This is a genomic window from Pseudochelatococcus lubricantis (assembly GCF_042432495.1).
GTDB lineage: Bacteria > Pseudomonadota > Alphaproteobacteria > Rhizobiales > Beijerinckiaceae > Pseudochelatococcus > Pseudochelatococcus lubricantis.
Map to the genome: position 1 here is coordinate 1 of NZ_JBHLXC010000002.1, position 19,798 is coordinate 19,798.

General features: G+C 65.5%; 14 protein-coding genes. 7 read left to right on the forward strand and 7 right to left on the reverse strand.

Annotation, left to right across the window (positions count from 1 at the left end; genetic code table 11):
* Positions 1–251: 251 nt before the first annotated feature.
* A complete protein-coding gene (gene polA, locus ACFFJ7_RS02930; RefSeq protein ID WP_377592045.1) occupies positions 252–3,221 on the reverse strand; it encodes a DNA polymerase I in 2,970 nt (989 codons plus the stop codon).
* A gap of 829 nt (positions 3,222–4,050) precedes the next feature.
* On the opposite strand from polA, the gene ACFFJ7_RS02935 reads away from it, so the two are divergent.
* Complete coding sequence (locus ACFFJ7_RS02935) at positions 4,051–4,719, forward strand: S24 family peptidase (protein WP_166954831.1); 669 nt, start codon at positions 4,051–4,053, stop codon at positions 4,717–4,719.
* A 130-nt stretch (positions 4,720–4,849) separates the two neighbouring features.
* Here the strand turns inward: ACFFJ7_RS02935 and sciP are convergent, their stop codons facing one another.
* On the reverse strand, positions 4,850–5,125 hold the full coding sequence (gene sciP, locus ACFFJ7_RS02940) for a CtrA inhibitor SciP (protein WP_166954829.1): 276 nt from the start codon (positions 5,123–5,125) through the stop codon (positions 4,850–4,852).
* Positions 5,126–5,446: 321 nt separating this feature from the next.
* On the opposite strand from sciP, the gene mnmA reads away from it, so the two are divergent.
* The 5 genes from mnmA to folK are packed head-to-tail and all read left to right on the forward strand — an operon-like array spanning position 5,447 to position 8,771.
* Complete coding sequence (gene mnmA, locus ACFFJ7_RS02945) at positions 5,447–6,643, forward strand: tRNA 2-thiouridine(34) synthase MnmA (protein WP_166954882.1); 1,197 nt, start codon at positions 5,447–5,449, stop codon at positions 6,641–6,643.
* Positions 6,644–7,294 (forward strand): class I SAM-dependent methyltransferase, encoded by a 651-nt coding sequence (locus ACFFJ7_RS02950; RefSeq protein WP_166954827.1) that lies wholly within the window; start codon positions 6,644–6,646, stop codon positions 7,292–7,294.
* A gap of 52 nt (positions 7,295–7,346) precedes the next feature.
* A complete protein-coding gene (locus ACFFJ7_RS02955) occupies positions 7,347–7,865 on the forward strand; it encodes an HPP family protein (protein WP_377590714.1) in 519 nt (172 codons plus the stop codon).
* Positions 7,866–7,873: 8 nt separating this feature from the next.
* Complete coding sequence (gene folB, locus ACFFJ7_RS02960; protein WP_377590715.1) at positions 7,874–8,275, forward strand: dihydroneopterin aldolase; 402 nt, start codon at positions 7,874–7,876, stop codon at positions 8,273–8,275.
* 4 nt (positions 8,276–8,279) lie between these two features.
* Positions 8,280–8,771 carry a 2-amino-4-hydroxy-6-hydroxymethyldihydropteridine diphosphokinase gene (gene folK / locus ACFFJ7_RS02965; RefSeq protein WP_166954823.1) on the forward strand — a complete coding sequence of 164 codons (492 nt, stop codon included), beginning with the start codon at positions 8,280–8,282 and terminating at the stop codon, positions 8,769–8,771.
* On the opposite strand, the gene nhaA is transcribed toward folK, so the two are convergent.
* The 4 genes from nhaA to ACFFJ7_RS02985 form a co-directional block, all read right to left on the reverse strand.
* Entirely contained in the window at positions 8,772–10,121 is a 1,350-nt protein-coding gene (gene nhaA, locus ACFFJ7_RS02970; RefSeq protein ID WP_377590716.1) for a Na+/H+ antiporter NhaA, read from the reverse strand.
* A gap of 212 nt (positions 10,122–10,333) precedes the next feature.
* Complete coding sequence (locus tag ACFFJ7_RS02975) at positions 10,334–11,611, reverse strand: saccharopine dehydrogenase family protein (protein ID WP_377590717.1); 1,278 nt, start codon at positions 11,609–11,611, stop codon at positions 10,334–10,336.
* A gap of 48 nt (positions 11,612–11,659) precedes the next feature.
* Positions 11,660–12,760: a carboxynorspermidine decarboxylase gene (gene nspC / locus ACFFJ7_RS02980; protein ID WP_377592049.1), complete on the reverse strand. Its 1,101-nt coding sequence runs from the start codon at positions 12,758–12,760 to the stop codon at positions 11,660–11,662.
* 218 nt (positions 12,761–12,978) lie between these two features.
* Positions 12,979–17,829 (reverse strand): NAD-glutamate dehydrogenase, encoded by a 4,851-nt coding sequence (locus ACFFJ7_RS02985; protein ID WP_377590718.1) that lies wholly within the window; start codon positions 17,827–17,829, stop codon positions 12,979–12,981.
* Positions 17,830–18,558: 729 nt separating this feature from the next.
* Here ACFFJ7_RS02985 and ACFFJ7_RS02990 point away from each other — a divergent pair.
* Positions 18,559–18,948, forward strand: coding sequence for a DUF2794 domain-containing protein (locus tag ACFFJ7_RS02990; RefSeq protein ID WP_377592051.1), 390 nt, complete (start codon positions 18,559–18,561; stop codon positions 18,946–18,948).
* 59 nt (positions 18,949–19,007) lie between these two features.
* Here the strand turns inward: ACFFJ7_RS02990 and ACFFJ7_RS02995 are convergent, their stop codons facing one another.
* Entirely contained in the window at positions 19,008–19,796 is a 789-nt protein-coding gene (locus ACFFJ7_RS02995) for a Bax inhibitor-1/YccA family protein (protein ID WP_166954817.1), read from the reverse strand.
* Between the last annotated feature and the right edge of the window lie 2 nt (positions 19,797–19,798).

The window sequence follows — 19,798 nt, forward strand, 5'->3', positions numbered from 1 at the left end:
CATAACAGGCCAAATCAGATAGCCAACTCTATAAGACAAAAACAAATTGTCAACCCAACCCTCGCAAGTCGGGCAAAACAATCAATTCCGCTCACAGAAAAATAAAACCCAGCCGCCGCAACCAATCTCTCAAACCGCCCGCAGCGCCGGTGTGACCCCTATCTAAGTCACACCCACAATAACGTCAATCCCTCAAATAATTATCCACAGGCATACACAAATCAGACATACGGCGGTCACGCCGGGAGCGGTCAGTGCGCGTCGTCCCAGTTCGTGGCCGCGCGCGCCTCAACCCCAAGCGGAACCTTGAGTTTCACAGCCGGCAGAGGGGCGTGCTCCATGACCTGCCGGATGAGCGGGATGGCGGCGTCTATCTCGGCGTCCGGCACTTCGAACACGAGTTCGTCGTGCACCTGCAGCAGCATGCGCGCCGAAAGCCCCGCGTTTGCCAGCGCAGGCTCCATCCGCACCATCGCACGGCGGATGATGTCGGCGGCCGCTCCCTGCAGAGGCGCGTTGATGGCCTGCCGCTCCACGAACGCCCGCTCCGACGCATTCTTCGAATAGATCTGCGGGTAGTGGCACACCCGCCCGAACACGGTTTTCACGAAGCCGTGCTCGCGCACGAATCGCTTCGTCTCTTCCATGTAGTCGCGAATCCCGGGGAATCGCTCGAAGTAGCGGCGGATATAGGCGCCCGATTCCTCGCGGCTGATTCCAAGCTGATTCGCCAGCCCGAAAGCCGAGATTCCATAGATGATGCCGAAGTTGATCGCCTTTGCGCGCCGGCGGATCGACGGGTCCATGCCCTCTACCGGCACGCCGAACATCTCGGAAGCCGTCATGGCGTGGATGTCGATACCGTTCTCGAACGCCTTGCGTAGCTGCGGAATGTCGGCGACATGAGCAAGCAGCCGCAGCTCGATCTGCGAATAGTCGGCGGAAACGAGCTTCCAGCCCGATTCGCTCACGAAGGCCTTGCGAATCTTGCGGCCTTCCTCGGTGCGAATCGGAATGTTCTGCAGATTCGGATCGGACGAGGCGAGTCGCCCCGTTGTCGTCGCGGCCAACGCAAACGAGGTATGCACTCGCCGCGTCTGCGGGTTGATGAAGCCGGGCAGCGCTTCCGTATAAGTAGAGCGCAGCTTCGATAGCTGCCGCCAGTCGAGAATGCGTGCGGGCAGCTCATGCCCCTGTTCGGCAAGCTCCTCAAGCACGCCCGCACCCGTCGCCCACTGGCCTGTCGCCGTCTTCTTCGCGCCCGGCAGGCCCATGCGCCCGAACAGGATTTCCCCGAGCTGCCTTGGCGAACCGATGTTGAAGCTCTCGCCGGCGAGCTTGTGGATCTCGTCCTCCAGCGCCCCCATCCGCTGCGCGAACTCGCCCGACAGGCGCGCGAGTTGCGCGGGGTCGATCATGATGCCGCGCCGCTCCATGCGCGCCAGCACCCCGACGAGCGGGCGCTCCAGCGTTTCGTAGACGGTCGCCTTGCTCTCGGAAACGATTCGTGGCTTCAGCACCTCCCACAGCCGCAGCGTGACATCGGCATCCTCGCCCGCGTAGGCAGTCGCGCGGTCGATCGCCACCTTGTCAAAGGTCACGGCCTGCCGGCCCTTGCCGGCGACATCCGTAAAAGTGATGGGACTATGGCCGAGATGCTTTTCCGACAGCGCATCCATGCCGTGCGTGCCGCGCCCGGCGTCGAGCACATAGGAGAGCAGCATCGTGTCGTCGCATGGCGTCACCTCGATGCCGTGACGGGCGAACAACAGCCAGTCGAACTTGAAGTTCTGGCCGATCTTGAGCACGCCAGGGTCCGTCAGCAGAGGCTTCAGCCGTTCCAGCACCTCCCGAACGGGAAGCTGCGTGAGACCATCGGCTTCACTGGCCGGCGAGACATCGCCGCCGAACAGGCCCGCCTGCGTATCGGCCGCGCGGTGCTGCAGCGGAATATAGCAGGCGCGCCCGGTCGCGGTGGCGAGCGACATACCGACGAGATCGGCCGCCATTGCGTCGAGCGCGTTGGTCTCGGTATCAACCGCCACGATTCCGCGCTCGCGCGCTTCCGCGATCCAACGGTCTAGCGCCTCCAGGGTCGTCACCGTTTCATAGGCGCCGGTGTCGACCGGCATGCCTTGCTGGCGCGCGAGCGCCCGCGCCGCGACATCGACTGGACCGCCGGCGTCATCCTCCGGCTTGTCTTCCGCGGGCGGTGGCTCCTCCGCGCGCACGGGCGCCGACACGCCGATATCCGCCGGCGCGACGCTCTCCAGATCGACGTCATATATCTCGGCCGCCCGGCGCGTGATGGTCGTGAACTCCAGCGCCTTCAGAAATCCGATCAACTGCCGCGGATCCGGCGCCTTCAGGACGAGCTTCTCCAGCGGGCAGTTTACATCGACCGCGTCGACAAGCTTCACGAGCCGGCGCGACAGGCGGGCGGTCTCGGCGTTCTCAAGCAGCGCCTCGCGCCGCTTGGGCTGCTTGATCTCGCCCGCGCGCTCCAGCAACGTATCGAGATCGCCGTAGGTGCCGATGAGCTGCGCCGCCGTCTTGATGCCGATACCGGGAACGCCGGGCACATTGTCGGTGGAATCGCCCGCCAGCGCCTGCACGTCCACGACCTTGTCCGGCGACACGCCAAAATAGGCGACGACCTCCTCCTCGCCTATCTTCCGCTCGGCCCGGTAGCTGCCCTTGGACTGGGTGCCGGACGCGGGATCGTACATCGCGATGCCGGGGCGTATCAGCTGCATCAGGTCCTTGTCGGCGGAAATGATGAGCACGTCCGCCCCGGCCTCGGAGGCCTGGCGGGCATAGGTCGCGATCAGGTCGTCGGCCTCGTAACGGTCCTGCTCCACCGGGGTGAGGCCGAAGGCGCGCACCGCCTCGCGCATAAGCGGAAACTGCGACACCAGATCATCGGGCGGCGGCGGCCGGTTCGACTTGTAGGGCGGATACAGTTCTTTGCGGAACGAGTTCTCCGACTTGTCGAAGATGATGCCGAGATGCGTTGGCAGGATGCCCACCGCGCCGTCGCGGATGAACTGGAACAGCTTCGTGCAGAACAGGCGCACCGCGCCCGTCGGCAGGCCGTCGGAGCGGTAGTTGTACTTCCTGTCCTGATTCATGGACTGGAAATAGGCGCGGAAGACGAACGACGAGCCGTCGACGAGGAAGACGTGATCGCCCTTGCCCGGCATACGGATATGTCCGGACATCCTGTCGGTGTCGGCGCGCGGCGGCGTGGCAGTGGGAGCATCGGTCGCATTCATGCTTCATTCATACCCCGTTTTGCGCGCCGACAGGTAGTCAAATTGAGGCCGTCCGCGCACGCGCCCGTGGCGCGGTCGGAGCTGCTCCGCGTTTCCGGGATGCGGCGCGATGCACGCGACATATCTGCGGCTATTTCAAAATTCCTGCACTAATTGCAATACAGATGTTCGGCACGGAACCGCCCTTCCGTAATAAGCTTACTGTCCATATATGGCGCGAACGGCGACATATATATTACTATCGGGGATGACATAGTGTCCGCAATCGATATTTAATAAGCGGAGCCGTACATTAAAATTGACATATATGCAGTTTTAAGCTGATAATGGCGTATGCAGTGGGAAAAATAGCGACGAGAGGAGACGTCAGGATGCATGACAGGTTTCGGCCCGCATATACCGGTTTTTCCCGGTTCAGATCCGCATCTGGCCTTGTATCGCGAAATAAATAGACGTCTGCCTGCCCGGATGTGTCGTAACCCGTTATGTCGCGGCTCGCTCAACGGCGTGGCGAAAGGTTGGCCCATGGCTTGGCTCATGGCTTGGCTCATAGCTTGGCCCATGGCCGCCCCTTGAACCTGAATGCCAGGTTCCGGCGGTTCCGCAGGTGGGACGGCGTCCCGACTGATGCCGATGCCATCGGCAATGCGATTGCAACGAATTCCGTGTCGGTTTCGCGTCCTCGGTGGACGCCCGATCCCCCATCCGTTTATGTTATCAGTGGTTGATGCGCGCCATGACTGGTAAATCAGAAAGACTGCTAGAACCGAATGCAGTGAAAGATGACGTTTCCCGCACGGATCGCGATCCGGATATCGGACGTAGGATCCGTTTCCTGTTCGAGCGTCTGGGCGGCCAGAAGGCCGCGGCGGCGACGGACAAGTCCATTCGCTCGCTGCAGCGGTATTTCTCTGGCGCGGAGCCGCCGGCGAGCGTCGTCAAGGCGCTCGCGCAGGCGACAGGCGTTTCCGCCGACTGGATCCTGTTCGGCGGCGACGAGCCGACGTTGCAGCCGCCCGGATCGGGCAGCGGCAACCAGTTCGTCTACGTGCCGAAGTTCGAGGCGGCCGATGCCGCGCGCGGCATCGGGCAGGATGGCAGCCAGTCGTCCGCGATCGCGATGCGCGAAAGCTGGCTGCGCGGCATCGGCGCCGACCCGCGCCACGCCTGCCTGCTGGCCTTCGGCGGCGACAGCATGGAGCCGACGATCCGCGACGGCGACCTCCTGCTCATCGACCGTTCGGTAGGGCAGATCATCGATCACGGCATTTATGTGCTGCTCGTGGGCGGGCGGTTGCTCGTCAAGCGCGTGCAACTCCGCCACGACGGCTCGCTGGTGCTGCGGAACGATAATCCTGCTTACGAGGTCGAGACGGTATCGGCGGAGGATGCGGGACGCCTTGTCATCGAGGGCCGCGTGCGCTGGTTCGGGCGCACGGTGTAGCTCCCCGGCCCCGCCGTATAAAACAATTTGGACGTATAAAATGATATGGCCAGCGGGAGGATCGTCCGGCTGGCCATTGTCGTTTTCGGAAAACCGTTTCGCCCGCCGTGCCGCGGGCCGCAGCGCCGCTCTATTGCCGGTAGTGCTGGATGCGCGTCGTGCGCAGGCCCGCCAGGCCGTGTTCGTCGATGGATTGCTGCCAGCTCAGGAACTCCTCCACAGTCAGCGTATAGCGCTGGCAGGCTTCGTCCAGGCTGAGGAGTCCTCCACGGACGGCCGCCACGACCTCGGCCTTGCGCCGGATGACCCATCGCTTGGTAGTCGTAGGCGGAAGATCTGCTATCGTCAACGGACTGCCGTCCGGTCCGATGACGTATTTTACACGCGGGCGAAAAAGTTCGGTCATTGATACGCTCACATTATTCTGACTGACCCAATTCGACAGATCCGACTAGACCGATCCGGCTCAAGTGGCGCCCCTCAACCGATCTACGTCAATCTGCGACGCTAAAGGGTTCCATTTAAGAATTGCCTAAAGGCCGTGCCCGCGCTTCAGCTTGCCCTTTCAAGAACAGAAGATGGATAATATTTTATAATTATGTTTCTTCCGAAATCGCCCTCCCCTGCCGCAGGCTGATGCATCGCGGGACTGGCGGGAACGGCACGGGACAGGTATAGAGGCAGCAGCGCGCGTGTCCGCAAGGACGCGCAAGAGGCGAAAGTAATGTTGAACAGTCTTGATCTGCCCAAGGCCCCGCGCGACACGCGGGTCGTCGTGGCGATGTCCGGTGGGGTCGATTCATCCGTGGTCGCGGCCATGCTCGCGCGCGAGGGATACGAGGTCATCGGCATCACGCTCCAGCTCTACGACCATGGCGCAGCCATCCACCGCAAGGGCGCCTGCTGCGCCGGTCAGGACATTCACGATGCCCGCCGTGTCGCCGAGCGAATCGGCATCCCTCATTATGTGCTCGATTACGAGTCACGCTTCCGGGACGCGGTCATCGAACGATTCGCCGACAGCTACCTCAACGGCGAGACGCCGATCCCCTGCGTAGAATGCAACCGGTCGATCAAGTTTACCGAACTGCTCGACACTGCGCGCGATCTGGGCGCCGACGTCCTCGCCACAGGCCACTATGTCGCGAGCCGGCCGGCTCCCGGCGCCGTGGACGGGCGGGCGCTCTACCGCGCCGCCGACCCCGACCGCGACCAGAGCTACTTCCTCTACGCCACCACCGCCGAGCAGCTGTCGATCCTGCGCTTCCCGCTGGGCGACCTGACGAAGCCGCAGACGCGGGCGCTGGCGCGCGAGTTCGGCCTTGAGATCGCCGACAAGCACGACAGCCAGGACATCTGCTTCGTTCCCGACGGCCGCTACGCGGACATCATCGAGCGCCTGCGCCCCAAGGCTGTACTGCCGGGCGACATCGTCCATGCCGACGGCCGCGTATTGGGCAGGCACAGCGGCATCATCCATTTCACCGTCGGCCAGCGCAAGGGCCTCGGCCTCTCGACGGGCGAGCCGCTCTACGTCGTGAAGCTCGACGCCGAGAACGCGCGTGTCATCGTCGGGCCGCGCGACATGCTGGCGACGAGCGCGATCACGCTGGGCGACCTCAACTGGCTCGGCGAGACGCCGCTCGTCCCGGGCGGCGAGCCTGTCGAGGTCGCGGTGCGGGTCCGCTCCACCCGCCCGCCCCATCCGGCCTTCCTGCAGATGACCGGCGAGGGCGCCGTCATCACGCTGCCCGTCGCCGAACTCGGGGTCGCGCCCGGGCAGGCGTGCGTCATTTACGAGAGCGAGGAGCCGCGCGCGCGCGTTCTCGGCGGCGGCACCATCCGGCGCACACGCCCTCTCGTTCCGCTCGTGGTGCCTCCCGCCACGTCACCCAGGCTTGCAACCGTAACGGAACCCCTGTGAATGAGCACGATTGCCGACGGCCCCGACACCTCGCTGATGCGCAAAGCCTACGCGCGCTGGGCGCCCATCTACGATATCGTCTATGATGGACTGACCGCTTCCGCGCGGCGGGACGCAGTGGCGGCCGCGCTCGCCTGCGGCAACAAGGTGCTGGAGGCTGGCGTCGGCACCGGCCTGTCGCTCGGGGATTATCCGGCGCAGGCCAATGTCATCGGCTTCGACATTTCGGAGCACATGCTGCTCCGGGCGCAGGACAAGGTGGCAAAGCACAAGCTTTCCCATGTGCGCTTGCTCACCGTGATGGACGCCTGCCGGCTGGGCTTTCCCGATGCCGCGTTCGACGCCGTGGTGGCGCAGTTCCTGATCACGCTTGTGCCGCATCCCGAACGGGCGCTCGACGAATTCCTGCGCGTGTTGCGGCCGGGCGGCGAAATCATCCTGGCGAACCATTTTGGCGTCGATGACGGGCCGATCGCCCGTGCCGAGGAGGCGGTCGCGCCGGCGGTGCGCAAACTCGGCTGGAGTTCGGCGTTCAAGACGCGCCGCATCGAGACGTGGGCGGAGCAGCATCCCGCCGCGTCGCTGGTCGAGGTGCGGCCGGCGTTCCCGCTCGGCTTCTTCAAGATCATCCGCGTGCGCAAGGTGGGGTGAGCGCCCCGCCGCGCCTGGTGAAGCCCGCCGGTTCCGTGAAAGACATCCCGTCGTGTCAAGGCCCCGCCTGCTGCTCGATTACATGATCCGGCTTCGCGCCTATCCCGTCGTGCGGCGAACGCAGGAGGGCGCGGTCGTCGGCGGCTGCAGCGCCGTTGTCATCTTCGGGCTGGCGAGCGCCGGGCAATATGCGCACGCCCTGTTTCTGATGGCCTCCTTCGGCGCGTCGTGCGTGCTGGTGCTGACCCTGCCGCAGAGCCCGCTGGCACAGCCGCGCAACGTTATCGGCGGGCATATCTTGTCCGCCGCCGCCGGGTTGCTGTCGCTGTCCGTGTTCGGGCAGACACCCCTGTCCATGGCGGCGGGCGTCGGCCTCGCCATCTTCGCGATGGCGGTTACCGCCACCCTGCATCCACCGGGAGCCGGCAATCCCGTCATCGTGATTGGCGGCGGCTACGGGTTGTGGTACCTCGTCACCCCGGTGGCGACGGGCGCCGTCGTGATTGTCGCCTTCGCGCTTCTCTATCACCGGCTTGTCTCCGGACATATCTATCCGGTACGGAAGGTCTGACACGATCCATGAACCAGCCATCTCCCGGCGGGCCGCTTCCCGCGGACCGCATCATCGTCAGTCGCATCGCGCTTTTTGCCTATCACGGCCTGCATGCCGAAGAGGCGAAGCTGGGGCAGCGCTTCTTCATATCGCTCGACGTCGGGCTCGACCTTCGGGAAGCCGGACGCAACGATGACTGGAACAGCACCGCCTGCTACGCGGGGATGACCGAGACCGTGCAGAGCGTGGGCACTGGCCAGCGTTTCAACACCCTTGAAGGACTGGCGGAGGCCATCGCCTCGGCCCTTCTCGCCACCGTGTCGCGACTCGTGCGCGTCACCGTGCGCGTCGAGAAGCCGGCGGCCCCCATCCCCGCCATCATCGACAACGTCGCGGTCGAGATCACACGCTTTCGCCCCGGCGCCTGACGCGATGTCCGCACGCGCCTATCTCGGCCTCGGCAGCAACATGGGCGACAAGCGCGCCATGATCGCCGAAGCGCTGGCGAGACTCGCCGCCCTGCCGGGCGTCGCCGTGGCGGCGCGCTCGCGCGACTATCGCACTCCGCCGTGGGGCGACACGGATCAGGACTGGTTCGTCAACGCCTGCGCCGCCGTCGACACCACTCTCTCGCCCCATGCGCTGTTGGAGGTGTGCCTCGATGTCGAGCGCGCCATGGGCCGGAAACGCCTCCGCAAATGGGGGCCGCGCATCATCGATATCGATCTGCTCGATTACGACGGCCTGCCGATCGCCAGCGACACGCTGACGCTGCCCCATCCCCATCTTCTCGAACGGGCTTTTGTCCTGATTCCCCTCGCCGAGATCGCCGGCGACCTGCGGATCGGCGGCCGGCCCGTCGGCCAACTCGCGGGTCGGTTCACGGATGCCGGCATCTCCGCCATGCCCGACGACGAGCCCTGATCAGCCTGCCGACGCGCGGGCATAATACAGACCGTAGATCAGGCCAAGGACAGCGGCCGAGGTGGAAGCGAGCAGCACGCCAAACTTCGCCGCGGCCAGCAGCGTCGCATCGTCGAAGGCGAGGTTGGCGATGAAGATCGACATCGTAAAGCCGATGCCGGCGAGCAGCCCCACAAGCAGCACGCCCGGCCACGTCACCTGCGGCGGCAGCCGGCTGATGCCAAGCCGCACCGCTGCCCAGCACGCCAGCATGACGCCGAGCGGCTTGCCAACGACCAACGCTAGCGCGACGCCGAACATCACCGGGCCGAAACCGGGAGCGGCGGCGTCGACATCACCGAGGCTGACACCCGCGTTCGCCAGCGCGAAGAGCGGCATGATGCCGAAGGCCACCCACGGATGCAGCGCCTGCTGCACGCGCACGACCGGCGGCACGAGTTCGCGCTGCGCCAGCCGCAGTTGCCGCAGCGGCCGGATGAGCACATCGGCCCGTCCGCCACCGGCGCGCGCATTCTCCACGCATTCGTGCATCGCGCGCTCCGCGACGGTCAGCGGGTTCTCCTGCGCCCGCATCGGAAACACCGGCGTCATCAGCCCGAGGACGACGCCAGCCAGCGTCGGATGTGCCCCGGTCTGCAGCAGGCCGAGCCAGATGATCGCGCCCGGCACGACATAGGCATAGGCATTGCCGATGCCTATCCACTGCAGGCCGAGCACGGCGACAATGCCGAGCGCCGCGATCATGAGGCCGCTGTAGTCGAGCCCGCCCGAATAGAACAGCGCGATGATGATGACGGCCACGATATCGTCAATGATCGCCAGCGCCAGCAGCAGGATGCGCAGGTTGCCGGGGATCGACCTGCCGAGAAGCGCCATGACGCCCACGGCAAAGGCGATATCGGTGGCCGTCGGCACTGCCCACCCGTGACGCAGAAGCGGATCGCCGTTGATGGCGAGGTAGATCAGCGCCGGCGCCGTCACGCCGCCGAGCGCCGCGACGATCGGCAGCGCCGCAAGCCTCAGGCTGGCCAGCGCGCCGTCGTGGATCTCGCGCCGGATTTCCATGCCGACAACGAGGAAAAACACCGTCATCAGCACGTCGTTGATCCAGAAATGCAGGCTTCTGGAAAAGACGAGATCGCCGATCCCTATCGAGACCGGCGTATGCCAGAGGTCGTGGTAGCTGTGCGCCCAGGGCGAGCTGGCCCACGCCAGCGCGAAGGCCGCGGCGACGAGCAACACGATGCCGCTCACCGCCTCGATATGCATGAAATGCTCGATCGCACGGAACGCTTTTTGCGTGACGATCTGGGCACGGGTTGGGGCTGTTTCGGACAAGGGGCGGATCATGGGTTCGCTTCTCCCGTGCTGGCGGCCCGACCAGCACAACCGTCCTGCCGCCAGGCCGCATGCCGCGACGGCACCCGCCTATTGGCTTACAGGGTCGAATGCGATTTGACAATTTCCCCCGGCCGGCCGGGCGCGAACAGCTCCCCTCCCCGCCACCGGCGCAACGGCCACCGGGATGCGGGCGCGCCGACGCGCCCGCCTGTCCGGTTCTGCTACGCGCCGGCGACGCTCCACCGGCCGTCTTCGGCCTGCGTGAATTCCAGCGCCCGATCTCCCTCTCCGTCCCGGATGCGCGACGGCAAGCCGATACGGTTCAGCAGGTCGAGGAAGGGATGCGGCGGCAGCTCCTCCACGTTGACCTGCTGTCTCACGTCCCAGTCGCCCCTGGCGATCAGGATGGCCGCCGCGACGGGCGGCACGCCCGCGGTGTAGGAGATCGCCTGGCTGCCGACCTCGTCGTAGGACTCTTTATGGTCGCAGATCTGATAGATGAAGATTTCGCGCGCCGCGCCGTCCCTGGTGCCCTTGACGAGATCGCCGATGCAGGTCTTGCCCGTGTAGTCGGGCGCGAGCGACGAGGGATCGGGCAGCACCGCCTTGACCACCTTGAGCGGCACGACCTCCAGCCCCTCCGCCGTCATCACCGGCTGCTCGGACAGGAGGCCGAGGTTCTTCAGCACCGTGAACACGTTGATGTAATGCGCGCCGAAGCCCATCCAGAAGCGGATATCCTTCACGGGCAGGTTGCGCGACAGGGAGTGGATCTCGTCGTGGCCGGAGAGATAGGTCGTCTGCTCGCCCACAACCGGCAGGTCGTCAATGCGGCTTATCTCGAACATCTGGTTGGTCTGCCATTCGCCGTTCTGCCACGAATAGACCTGCCCCGTGAACTCGCGGAAATTGATCTCCGGATCGAAGTTGGTGGCGAAGTAACGTCCGTGGCTGCCGGCATTGACGTCGATGATGTCGATGGAATCGACCTGATCGAAGTAATCCTGCACGGCGAGCGCTGCATAGGCGTTGACGACTCCGGGATCGAAACCCGCGCCGTGGATGGCCGTGATGCCCTTCGCGGCGCATTCATCGCCGTGATGCCACTCATAATTGCCGTACCACGGCGGCGTTTCGCAGATCTTCGCCGGGTCCTCATGGATGGCCGTATCGATATAGGCGACGCCGGTGTCAATCACGGCGCGCAGCACCGACATGTTGACGAAGGCCGAGCCGACATTGATGACGATCTCGACACCCGTCTCGCGGATCAGCGCCTTCGTCGCCTCGATGTCGAGCGCGTCGAGCGCATGCGCCTTCAGCACGCCGGGCACCTTGAGGCTGCCCTTCTCCAGCACCTCCGCGACGATCTTCTCGCATTTGGCGATGCTGCGGGAGGCGATATGAATATCGCCGAGAATATCGTTGTTCTGCGCGGCTTTATGGGCGACGACCTGTGCTACACCTCCAGCACCGATAATGAGGACGTTCTTTTTCATTTCACGCGGGGTTCTCCATGTATGTGGGTAAAAGTATCGGTGGCAAACTTACGAAAGATTGCCTGCGAAGTCATCAAAGCCGAACTCCCTGACGACATCCACAGTGCCGTCGAGTTGGCGAACGGCGATGGACGGCATTTTCACGCCGTTGAACCAGTTCTTCTTCACCATCGTGTAGCCGGCGGCGTCCTCGAACGACAGCCTGTCGCCGACCTGGAGCGGCTTCTCGAAGCTGAACTCGCCAAAGATATCGCCGGCGAGGCAGGACTTGCCGCATATCTCATAGAAGTGCGCGCCATCATTGGGCTTCATCTTGGCGTTCTGCCGGTAGATCAGCAGATCGAGCATGTGCGCTTCGATGGAACTGTCGACGATCGCGAGGCTCTTGCCATTGAACATGGTGTCGAGCACCGTCACTTCCAATGTAGTGCTGTTGGTGATGGCGGCCTCGCCCGGCTCCAGATAGATCTGCACGCCATGCCTGTCGGCGAAAGCCTTCAGCCGCTCCGCGAAGGCCTCGACCGGATACCCCTCGCCGGTGAAATGGATGCCGCCGCCAAGGCTGATCCAGTCGAGACGCTGCAGCAGCGCACCGTAACGGCCCTCGATCTGCCCGAGCATGTCGTCGAAAAGCGCGAAGTCGGCGTTCTCGCAGTTGTTATGGATCATGAAACCCGAGATCTGCCCCATCACGGCTTCGACCTTCTCCACGTCCCATTCGCCCAGACGGCTGAAGGGGCGCGCGGGGTCGGCCAGGGTGAAGCCGGAGCTGCTGACGCCGGGGTTGACACGCAGCCCCTGCCGGACGCCGCGTGCCTGCGCACGTGCCGAAAACCGCGCGAGCTGCCCGATGGAATTGAAGATGATCTTGTCGGCCTGCGCCAGCACCTCGTCGATCTCGTTCTCGGCATAGGCCACGCTGTAGGCGTGGGTCTCGCCGCCGAACTTCTCCCGGCCGAGCCTGGCCTCATAGAGCGACGACGATGTCGTCCCGTCCATATACTGACGCATCAGATCGAACACCGACCAGGTCGCGAAGCATTTCAAAGCCAGCAAAGCTTTTGCGCCCGACTTCTCGCGAACCTTGGCTATTACTTCCATGTTGCGAAGAAGTTTTTCCTTGTCAATCAGGTAATACGGTGTCTGCAGGTTCGATCTGTCGTTCAATTCCACATCCTTGCTGTCGAGAAATTATGCGGCGCTCACGGTCACCTTGCGCCTGTTCTGGAAAACACCAGAAACCGCTGGCGCTGTTTTATCTTCCAATCGCCTGAAATTCAAGGACGAATTCCGAACCCGGCCCTGGACGCGAAAACGCGCGCGTCCCGGAGGGCGCGCGCGTTGTGTTGCGGCGGTGTTGCGCGGGCTTATCCGCGCGCGAGATCGCCGACGAGGCTCGCGGCGACGATGAGCCTTGAGAGGGTGAGGCCGGAGGCACGGATATTGTCGACAGCGTCTCGGATGCGGGCAACGTCGCCCGCGCGCCGCTGCTGCCATTGCGCCACGGCCTCGTCGCCCGCGCCCTCGCCCTCGCCCTCGCCGTCGGCGACGATTTCCGACGTCAGCCGCACGTGCGCGTCCGCAAGCGCGGTGACCGCCCGCTCCAGCGCCAGCCGGTCGTAATAATCCGGCAGGCTGATGTCGCGGCCCGCCTGTGCCAGCTCGTTGAAGGCGAACACGTCCGCGAGCGCCAGATGCACCCGCGCCACCTCCTCAACGGGATGGCCGGCCCGCGCCGCCGTGCGCACGATGTCCGGCGCCTCCACCAGCGCTTCGAGGCGCCCAAGCTGTTCGGCCATGGCCTCCGGCACGTTGCGCGCCAGCAGTTCCGCCACCCGCGGGTCGGGCGCCTCGGCCCCGGCCGTCGTGTCGAGAACGTGCCCGATAGCCTCAACGCCCGCCCGGTAGCGCGTCACCACAGCCTCGATGCCGCCCGCCGAGAAATCGACGTTGCGGCTGAACCACACCAGCCGGTCCACAAGCATGTCCTGAACGTCGGCATAGAGCGCCAGCTGCGTCGCCCCGCTCACCGCCCCCTCGCCCGCGCCGATGCGCGCGTCGAGCGCATCGATGCCGCGCACGATCCCGTCGAGCCCCAGCGACGCCCACGTCGCGATGTAGGCTGCCGCCAACGTCGGCGCGTCCGCTCCCGTCTGGTCCGCCACCTTGGTGACGATGGTCGGGCCCGCGTGGTTGATGATCGCGTTCGACAACCGCGTCGCGATGATCTCGCGCCGCAGGCGGTGGTGCTCGATGGCGTCGGGGAAGCGTTCACCCAGCTCCGGCGGGAAATACTGTTCCAGCTCGTGCGCCACGTAGGGGTCGTCCGGCACGCCGGATTCCAGAATCGCGTCGTAGAGCGCGAGCTTCGCATAGGCCAGCAGCACCGCGATTTCCGGCCGCGTCAGCCCCTCGCCGCGCTTCTCACGCGCCGCCAGTTCCGCGTCGTCGGGCAGGTACTCGATGGCCCGGTCAAGGCGGCCCGCCGCCTCCAGCACCTGGATGAAGCGGCGCGCGTAGCCGATTTCCCCGGCCCCGCGCCGTTCCATCAGCGAGATGGCGCGCGGCTGCTCGTAGTTGGTGACGAGCACAAGCTGCGCCACCTCCGGCGTCATCTGCGCCAGCAGCGCGTTGCGCTCCTCTCCGCTCAGCCGTCCGTCGCTCTCGGGAATACTGAGCGCGATCTTGAGGTTCACCTCTACGTCCGAGGTGTTCACGCCCGCCGAGTTGTCGATGGCGTCCGTGTTGATGCGCACGCCCCTGCGCGCCGCCTCGATGCGCCCCTGCTGGGTGACGCCGAGGTTGGCGCCCTCGCCGATGACGCGCGCCCGCACATCGCGGCCAGCGATGCGGATGGAGTCGTTGGCGCGGTCGCCCACCTTGTCGTCGCTCTCGCCCGAGGCGCGGATGTAGGTGCCGATGCCGCCGAACCACAGCAGGTCGACGGAGGCCCTGAGGATGGCCGAGATCAGCTCCTGCGGCGTCGCCTCCGCCTTGTCGATGCCGAGCCGCGCGCGGACCTGCTCCGACAACGGAATAGTCTTGGCCGATCGCGAAAACACGCCGCCGCCCGTGGAGATCAACCCGCGGTCGTAGTCCTGCCAGCTCGAACGCGGCAGCTCGAACAGCCGCTTGCGCTCCGCCCAGGCCGTCGCGGGATCGGGATCGGGATCCAGGAAGATATCGCGGTGGTCGAAAGCGGCGACAAGCTTCAGCGCCTGCGACAGCAGCATGCCGTTGCCGAATACGTCGCCCGACATGTCGCCCACGCCCGCAACGGTGACGGGGGTGGTCTGGATGTCGATGTCGATCTCGCGGAAATGCCGCTTCACCGCTTCCCACGCGCCGCGCGCGGTGATCCCCATGCCCTTGTGATCGTAGCCGTTGCTGCCGCCCGAGGCGAAGGCATCGCCGAGCCAGTGGCCGTGCTCCAGCGAGATTTCGTTGGCGAGGTCCGAGAAGGTCGCGGTGCCCTTGTCCGCCGCAACGACAAGATACGGATCGTCGCCGTCGTGGCGCACGGTGCGCGGCGGCGGCACGATCTCGGTGCCCGCCCGGTTGTCGGTGAGGTCGAGGAGGCTGGCGATGAACACGCGGTAGGCGCCGCGGCCTTCCTCCAGCCACGCCGCGCGGTCGCTCGCCGGCGGCAGGCGCTTCGGCACGAAGCCGCCCTTGGCGCCCACCGGCACGATGACCGCGTTCTTCACCTGCTGTGCCTTCACCAGGCCGAGCACCTCGGTGCGGAAGTCCTGCGGCCTGTCGGACCAGCGCAGGCCGCCGCGCGCCACCTTGCCGAAGCGCAGGTGCACGCCCTCCACGCGCGGCGAATAGACGAAGATCTCGTAGAGCGGCACGGGCTTGGGCAGCCCCTCCACCTTCGCGCATTCGAACTTGAAGGCGATGGTGTCGCGGGGGCCGCCCTGTGCGCCGCGCTGGAAGATGTTGGTGCGCACGGTGGCCGCGATCAGGTTGGCGAAGCGACGCAGGATGCGGTCCTCATCGAGGCTGGAAACGCCCTGCAGGCGCGTCTCGATATCGGCCCGCACCTCCGCCTCGCGCGCCGCGCGATCGACATCCTCCCCGCCGTCGAGATCCGGATTGAAGCGCGCGCCGATCAGCGCGACGAGACGGGCCGTGATTTCCGGATGGTGCGCCAGCGTCTGCGCCAGGTATTCCTGCCCGAACGGCGCGCCGATCTGGCGCAGATACCGGCCGTAGGCGCGCAGGATAGCCGCATCGCGCCAGCCGAGGGAGGCCTCCAGCACCAACACGTTGAAGCCGTCCGACTCCGCCTGCCCCTCGAACAGCGCGATCAGCGCCGCCTCAAGCTCGGCCTTCGCCCGCTCGATGTTGATGGCCCCGCCCGCCGCGCGTTCCAGCGTCATGTCGTGCAGCCACACCCGCGCCTCCGGCTCCGCGCCGCGCGGCACCACGCGGTAGGTTCGCTCGTTGACGACCCTGAAGCCGAGCTTTTCGAGCAACGGCACGCGCTCGGACAGCGGCGTCGGCGCGCCACGCGAGAACACCTTGAGGCCGACGCGCATCTCCGGGTCGCCCTCGCGCCTGTAGAACTTCACCGCGCGCGGATGCTCGGGCGCCAGCGCCTCGATGCCGGCAATGTCATCGATCACCGCCTCGCCCGAGAATGCCTCGCGGTAGGCGCCGCCGAACGCCTCGCCGTAGGTCACAGCGAGCTGCCGGCCCCGCGCGCCGCCGACATGGCGGGAAAGCGCCTCGCGGAGCGAGTCGCCCCAGGTGCGGATCAGGCTGGCGATCCCCGCTTCAAGCGTCGTACGGTCGATGACCGGTGTGTCGCCGTCGTCGCGCCCGATGATGTAGTGGATGCGCGCCAATGGCCCCGCCGGATAGGACGGATAAGTCGCCGACAGCCGGCCCTGATAGAGCCTCGTCAGAAACGCGCCGATCTGGGCGCGCGTATCCGTGTTGTAACGGTCCTTGGGCACGTAGACGAGCACCGACACGAAGCGGCCGAACTCGTCCAGCCGCGACAGCACGCGCACACGCGGGCGCTCGGTGAGGCGCAGGATATCGTGCGCGAAGTCATAAAGCGTGCCGACATCGATCTGGAACAGCTCGTCGCGTGGATAATCGTCGAGCACGTGCAGAAGCGCGCGGCCGGAATAGCTCGCCGGGTCGAATTCCGCCCGGCGCACCACTTCCGCCACCTTCTGGCGCAGGTAAGGGATGGCCGTCGTCGACTGCGTATAGGCGTTGCCGGTGAACAGGCCGACGATGCGCAGCTCGCCCACCACCTCGCCGACGTCGTCGAACAGCTTGACGCCGATGTAGTCGAGGTGCACCCGCCGGTGCACGCGCGACTTGACGTTGGCCTTGGCGATGATCAGCGCCACCGGTTTCTGCAGGAACTCCCGGATTTCCTGCGTCATGACGACGAGTTCGCGCCCGCGCCGCAGCACACGCATGTCCGGATCGCGCAGAATGCCAAGCCCCGTGCCCGCCACCGGATCGGCGACGGTGTCGGCCCGGAAGCGGTATTCGCGGATGCCGAGGAAGGTGAAGTTGTCATCGACCAGCCATTGCAGGAAGGCAACGGCCTCGCTCAGCGTCTCGCCAGGCAACGGCGGCGGCGTTTCGCGCAACGTGGTCAGCGTGGCGACGAGCCGCGCGCGCATTGCCGGCCAGTCCCCGACAGCGCTCGACACGTCGGCATACACGCGCGTCAGTTCGTCGGCCAGGCGCTCCCGCGCCTCCTCGTCCTCGATGCGCGGCAGGTGGATGTGGATCAGGCTCTCGCGGCTCACGCCCGCCGGCGGCACTTCCGCCCCGGCCTCGCCCCGCACGGAAAGCACACCGCCGGTCTCGTCGCGCGCCACCTCGATGATGGGATGGGCGACCAGCAGCGGCTCGAAGCCGAGGTCGACCACCGCCGCCAGCGTCGAGTCGAGCAGGAACGGCCTGTTATCGTTGACGATCTCCACAACCGTGATCTGGCGCGCGCCGGTGGTCGTCTCCGTTTCGTGATCGGTGAGGCGAATGCTCGGCTGCCCGCGCAGACGCCGCTGCGTCAGATGCCCGAACGCCTCTTCCACGAGCGCGGCAAGGAATGTTTCCGGATAGACGGTGAGGTCCTCCGCCGCCACCTGCCCCAGAAGGGCTTCCACAAACCAGCCGGGCGCCGAAGCGCCCTCCTCAGACAACCCGCCTTCGACCCGTGCGATCAAGTCCGATACCGTCACGATTTCCTCCCGTTACCTGCCGCCGCCAAGGAGCAGATGACATATCCTGCGCCGGCACGACGTTCATGCCGCGTTCGCGCACGGGCATTCTGACACACCGGACGGGGAATGAAAGCAGCCTGCCCTTTCCTTGTGCATAAAAAAGTAGCAATGCGAGGAACATGTCACGGAGCCGCGCGGCGGCCTGCGGATACAAATACGCCCGCGCCGGAGGAGCCGGTCGCGGGCGTGGAGACAAAGTCGATCGCGATAGAAGACTGAAGATGGATGAAACTTGGAAAAGTATTGCATCCAGATGATCCGGCCCTCTTCCTTACCGAGGGGGCTGGGGGGCTATGAAAGTCGGTAAAGCGAACCGCCAGACCATCTGGATGACGGTAAAGACTATCGCCGGAGATTGGGGCAGCATCGCGGCGAACCCTCGCCCGCCGCGCGGCAATATCGGGGCATTTCATCGCCCTGCCACCACCGCATGCGAGCCTTGCGCGCGGGGCAGCTTTCGCACTTGCATCCCACGGCTGGCACCGCCATCATGACAACGGTGCGACAGCAAGGCATCCTGGGCATGGCTGTTTCCGCAGAGAGCTGTTTCTGACGCAGGAGGCGCGGTTGAGCGAGGCGGGAGGGGAAGAGCCCGAGCAGAGCGGGGCGTTGCACGGCGAGGCATATGCCGCCGGCCGTCCCGGCGAATCCGGCGGCAGCGCCGCCATCGTCTCCCTCAACGCCCGGATTACCCCGAAAGCGCTCGCGCCGGTTCCGGCCTCACCTGCCCCTGCCTCACCTGCCCCTGCCTCGCCTGCCCCTGCCTCACCTGCCGAAGCAGCCGTCGTCACCTTCGATCAGGGTGAATTGCGGCAGATTTTCGGCCTTTACGGCCGCAAGGTCGCGGGCGGGGAATGGCGCGACTATGCGCTCGATTTCCTGCGCGACCGGGCGATCTTCTCCGTCTACCGCCGCTCGTCGGAGGTGCCGCTCTACCGCATCGAGAAAACGCCACGCCTCGCCCGCAAGCAGGGGCAATACGCGGCGGTGGCGGCCTCCGGCCTCATCCTCAAGCGCGGCGCCGAGCTGGCGCGCGTGCTCGCCGTGCTCGACCGGCCGCTGAAAATCGTGCGCTGAACATGAAAAAGCCCCGGCACGAATGCCGGGGCCGCGTTGTCATGAAATGGCGCTGCCGGTCAGTTGCTGCGCTGCTGGCCGAAGAGCTGCAGCAGCATCATGAACATGTTGATGAAGTTCAGATACAGGCTGAGCGCGCCGAGCACCGACTTCTTTGCCGCCACGTCGCCGGCATCGAGTTCGTAGTACATTTCCTTGATGCGCTGCGTGTCATAGGCGGTCAGACCCGCGAAGATCAGCACGCCGATGGCCGAGACCGCGAACTGCAGCCCGCTCGACTGCAGGAACAGGTTCACCAGCGAGGCGATGATCAGGCCGAACAGGCCCATGATCAGGAACGAGCCCATGCCCGACAGGCTGCGCTTCGTCGTGTAGCCGTAGAGGCTCAGCGCCCCGAACGCGGCCGCCGTGATGAAGAACACCTGCACGATGGAGGACTGCGTGTAGACGAGGAAGATCGACGAGATCGACACGCCCATCAGCGCGGCGAAGCCGAGGAACAGCAGCCGCGCTGTCGCCGGCTGGAAGCGCGCGATGCGCGCGCTGATGAAGAACACCATCGCCAGCGGCGCGAGAATCACCACCCACTTCAGCGGCGAAACGAACAGCGCGTGGCCGAAGGACGTCAGCATGATGCCGCCGTTCACCTGCGCCACCGCCGACGCGGGATCGTTGGTGACGGCCGCCAGGAACACGCCAAGCGCGGCAACGCCGGTGACGGCAAGCCCCAGCACCATGTTGTTGTAGACGCCGAGCATGAAGGCGCGCAAACCCTGATCGATTTCCGCGCGACCGGCCCGGGCCACGCCGCGCTCGTAAGCCGGCGTATTCTGGTTCCAATTTGACATGA

Coding starts and splice junctions, on each gene's coding strand:
- polA (WP_377592045.1), bottom strand. CDS start 3,221: ATGTCCGGACATATCCGTATGCCGGGCAAGGGCGATCACGTCTTCCTC.
- sciP (WP_166954829.1), bottom strand. CDS start 5,125: ATGACCGAACTTTTTCGCCCGCGTGTAAAATACGTCATCGGACCGGAC.
- ACFFJ7_RS02950 (WP_166954827.1), top strand. CDS start 6,644: ATGAGCACGATTGCCGACGGCCCCGACACCTCGCTGATGCGCAAAGCC.
- folB (WP_377590715.1), top strand. CDS start 7,874: ATGAACCAGCCATCTCCCGGCGGGCCGCTTCCCGCGGACCGCATCATC.
- folK (WP_166954823.1), top strand. CDS start 8,280: ATGTCCGCACGCGCCTATCTCGGCCTCGGCAGCAACATGGGCGACAAG.
- nhaA (WP_377590716.1), bottom strand. CDS start 10,121: ATGATCCGCCCCTTGTCCGAAACAGCCCCAACCCGTGCCCAGATCGTC.
- ACFFJ7_RS02975 (WP_377590717.1), bottom strand. CDS start 11,611: ATGAAAAAGAACGTCCTCATTATCGGTGCTGGAGGTGTAGCACAGGTC.
- ACFFJ7_RS02995 (WP_166954817.1), bottom strand. CDS start 19,796: ATGTCAAATTGGAACCAGAATACGCCGGCTTACGAGCGCGGCGTGGCC.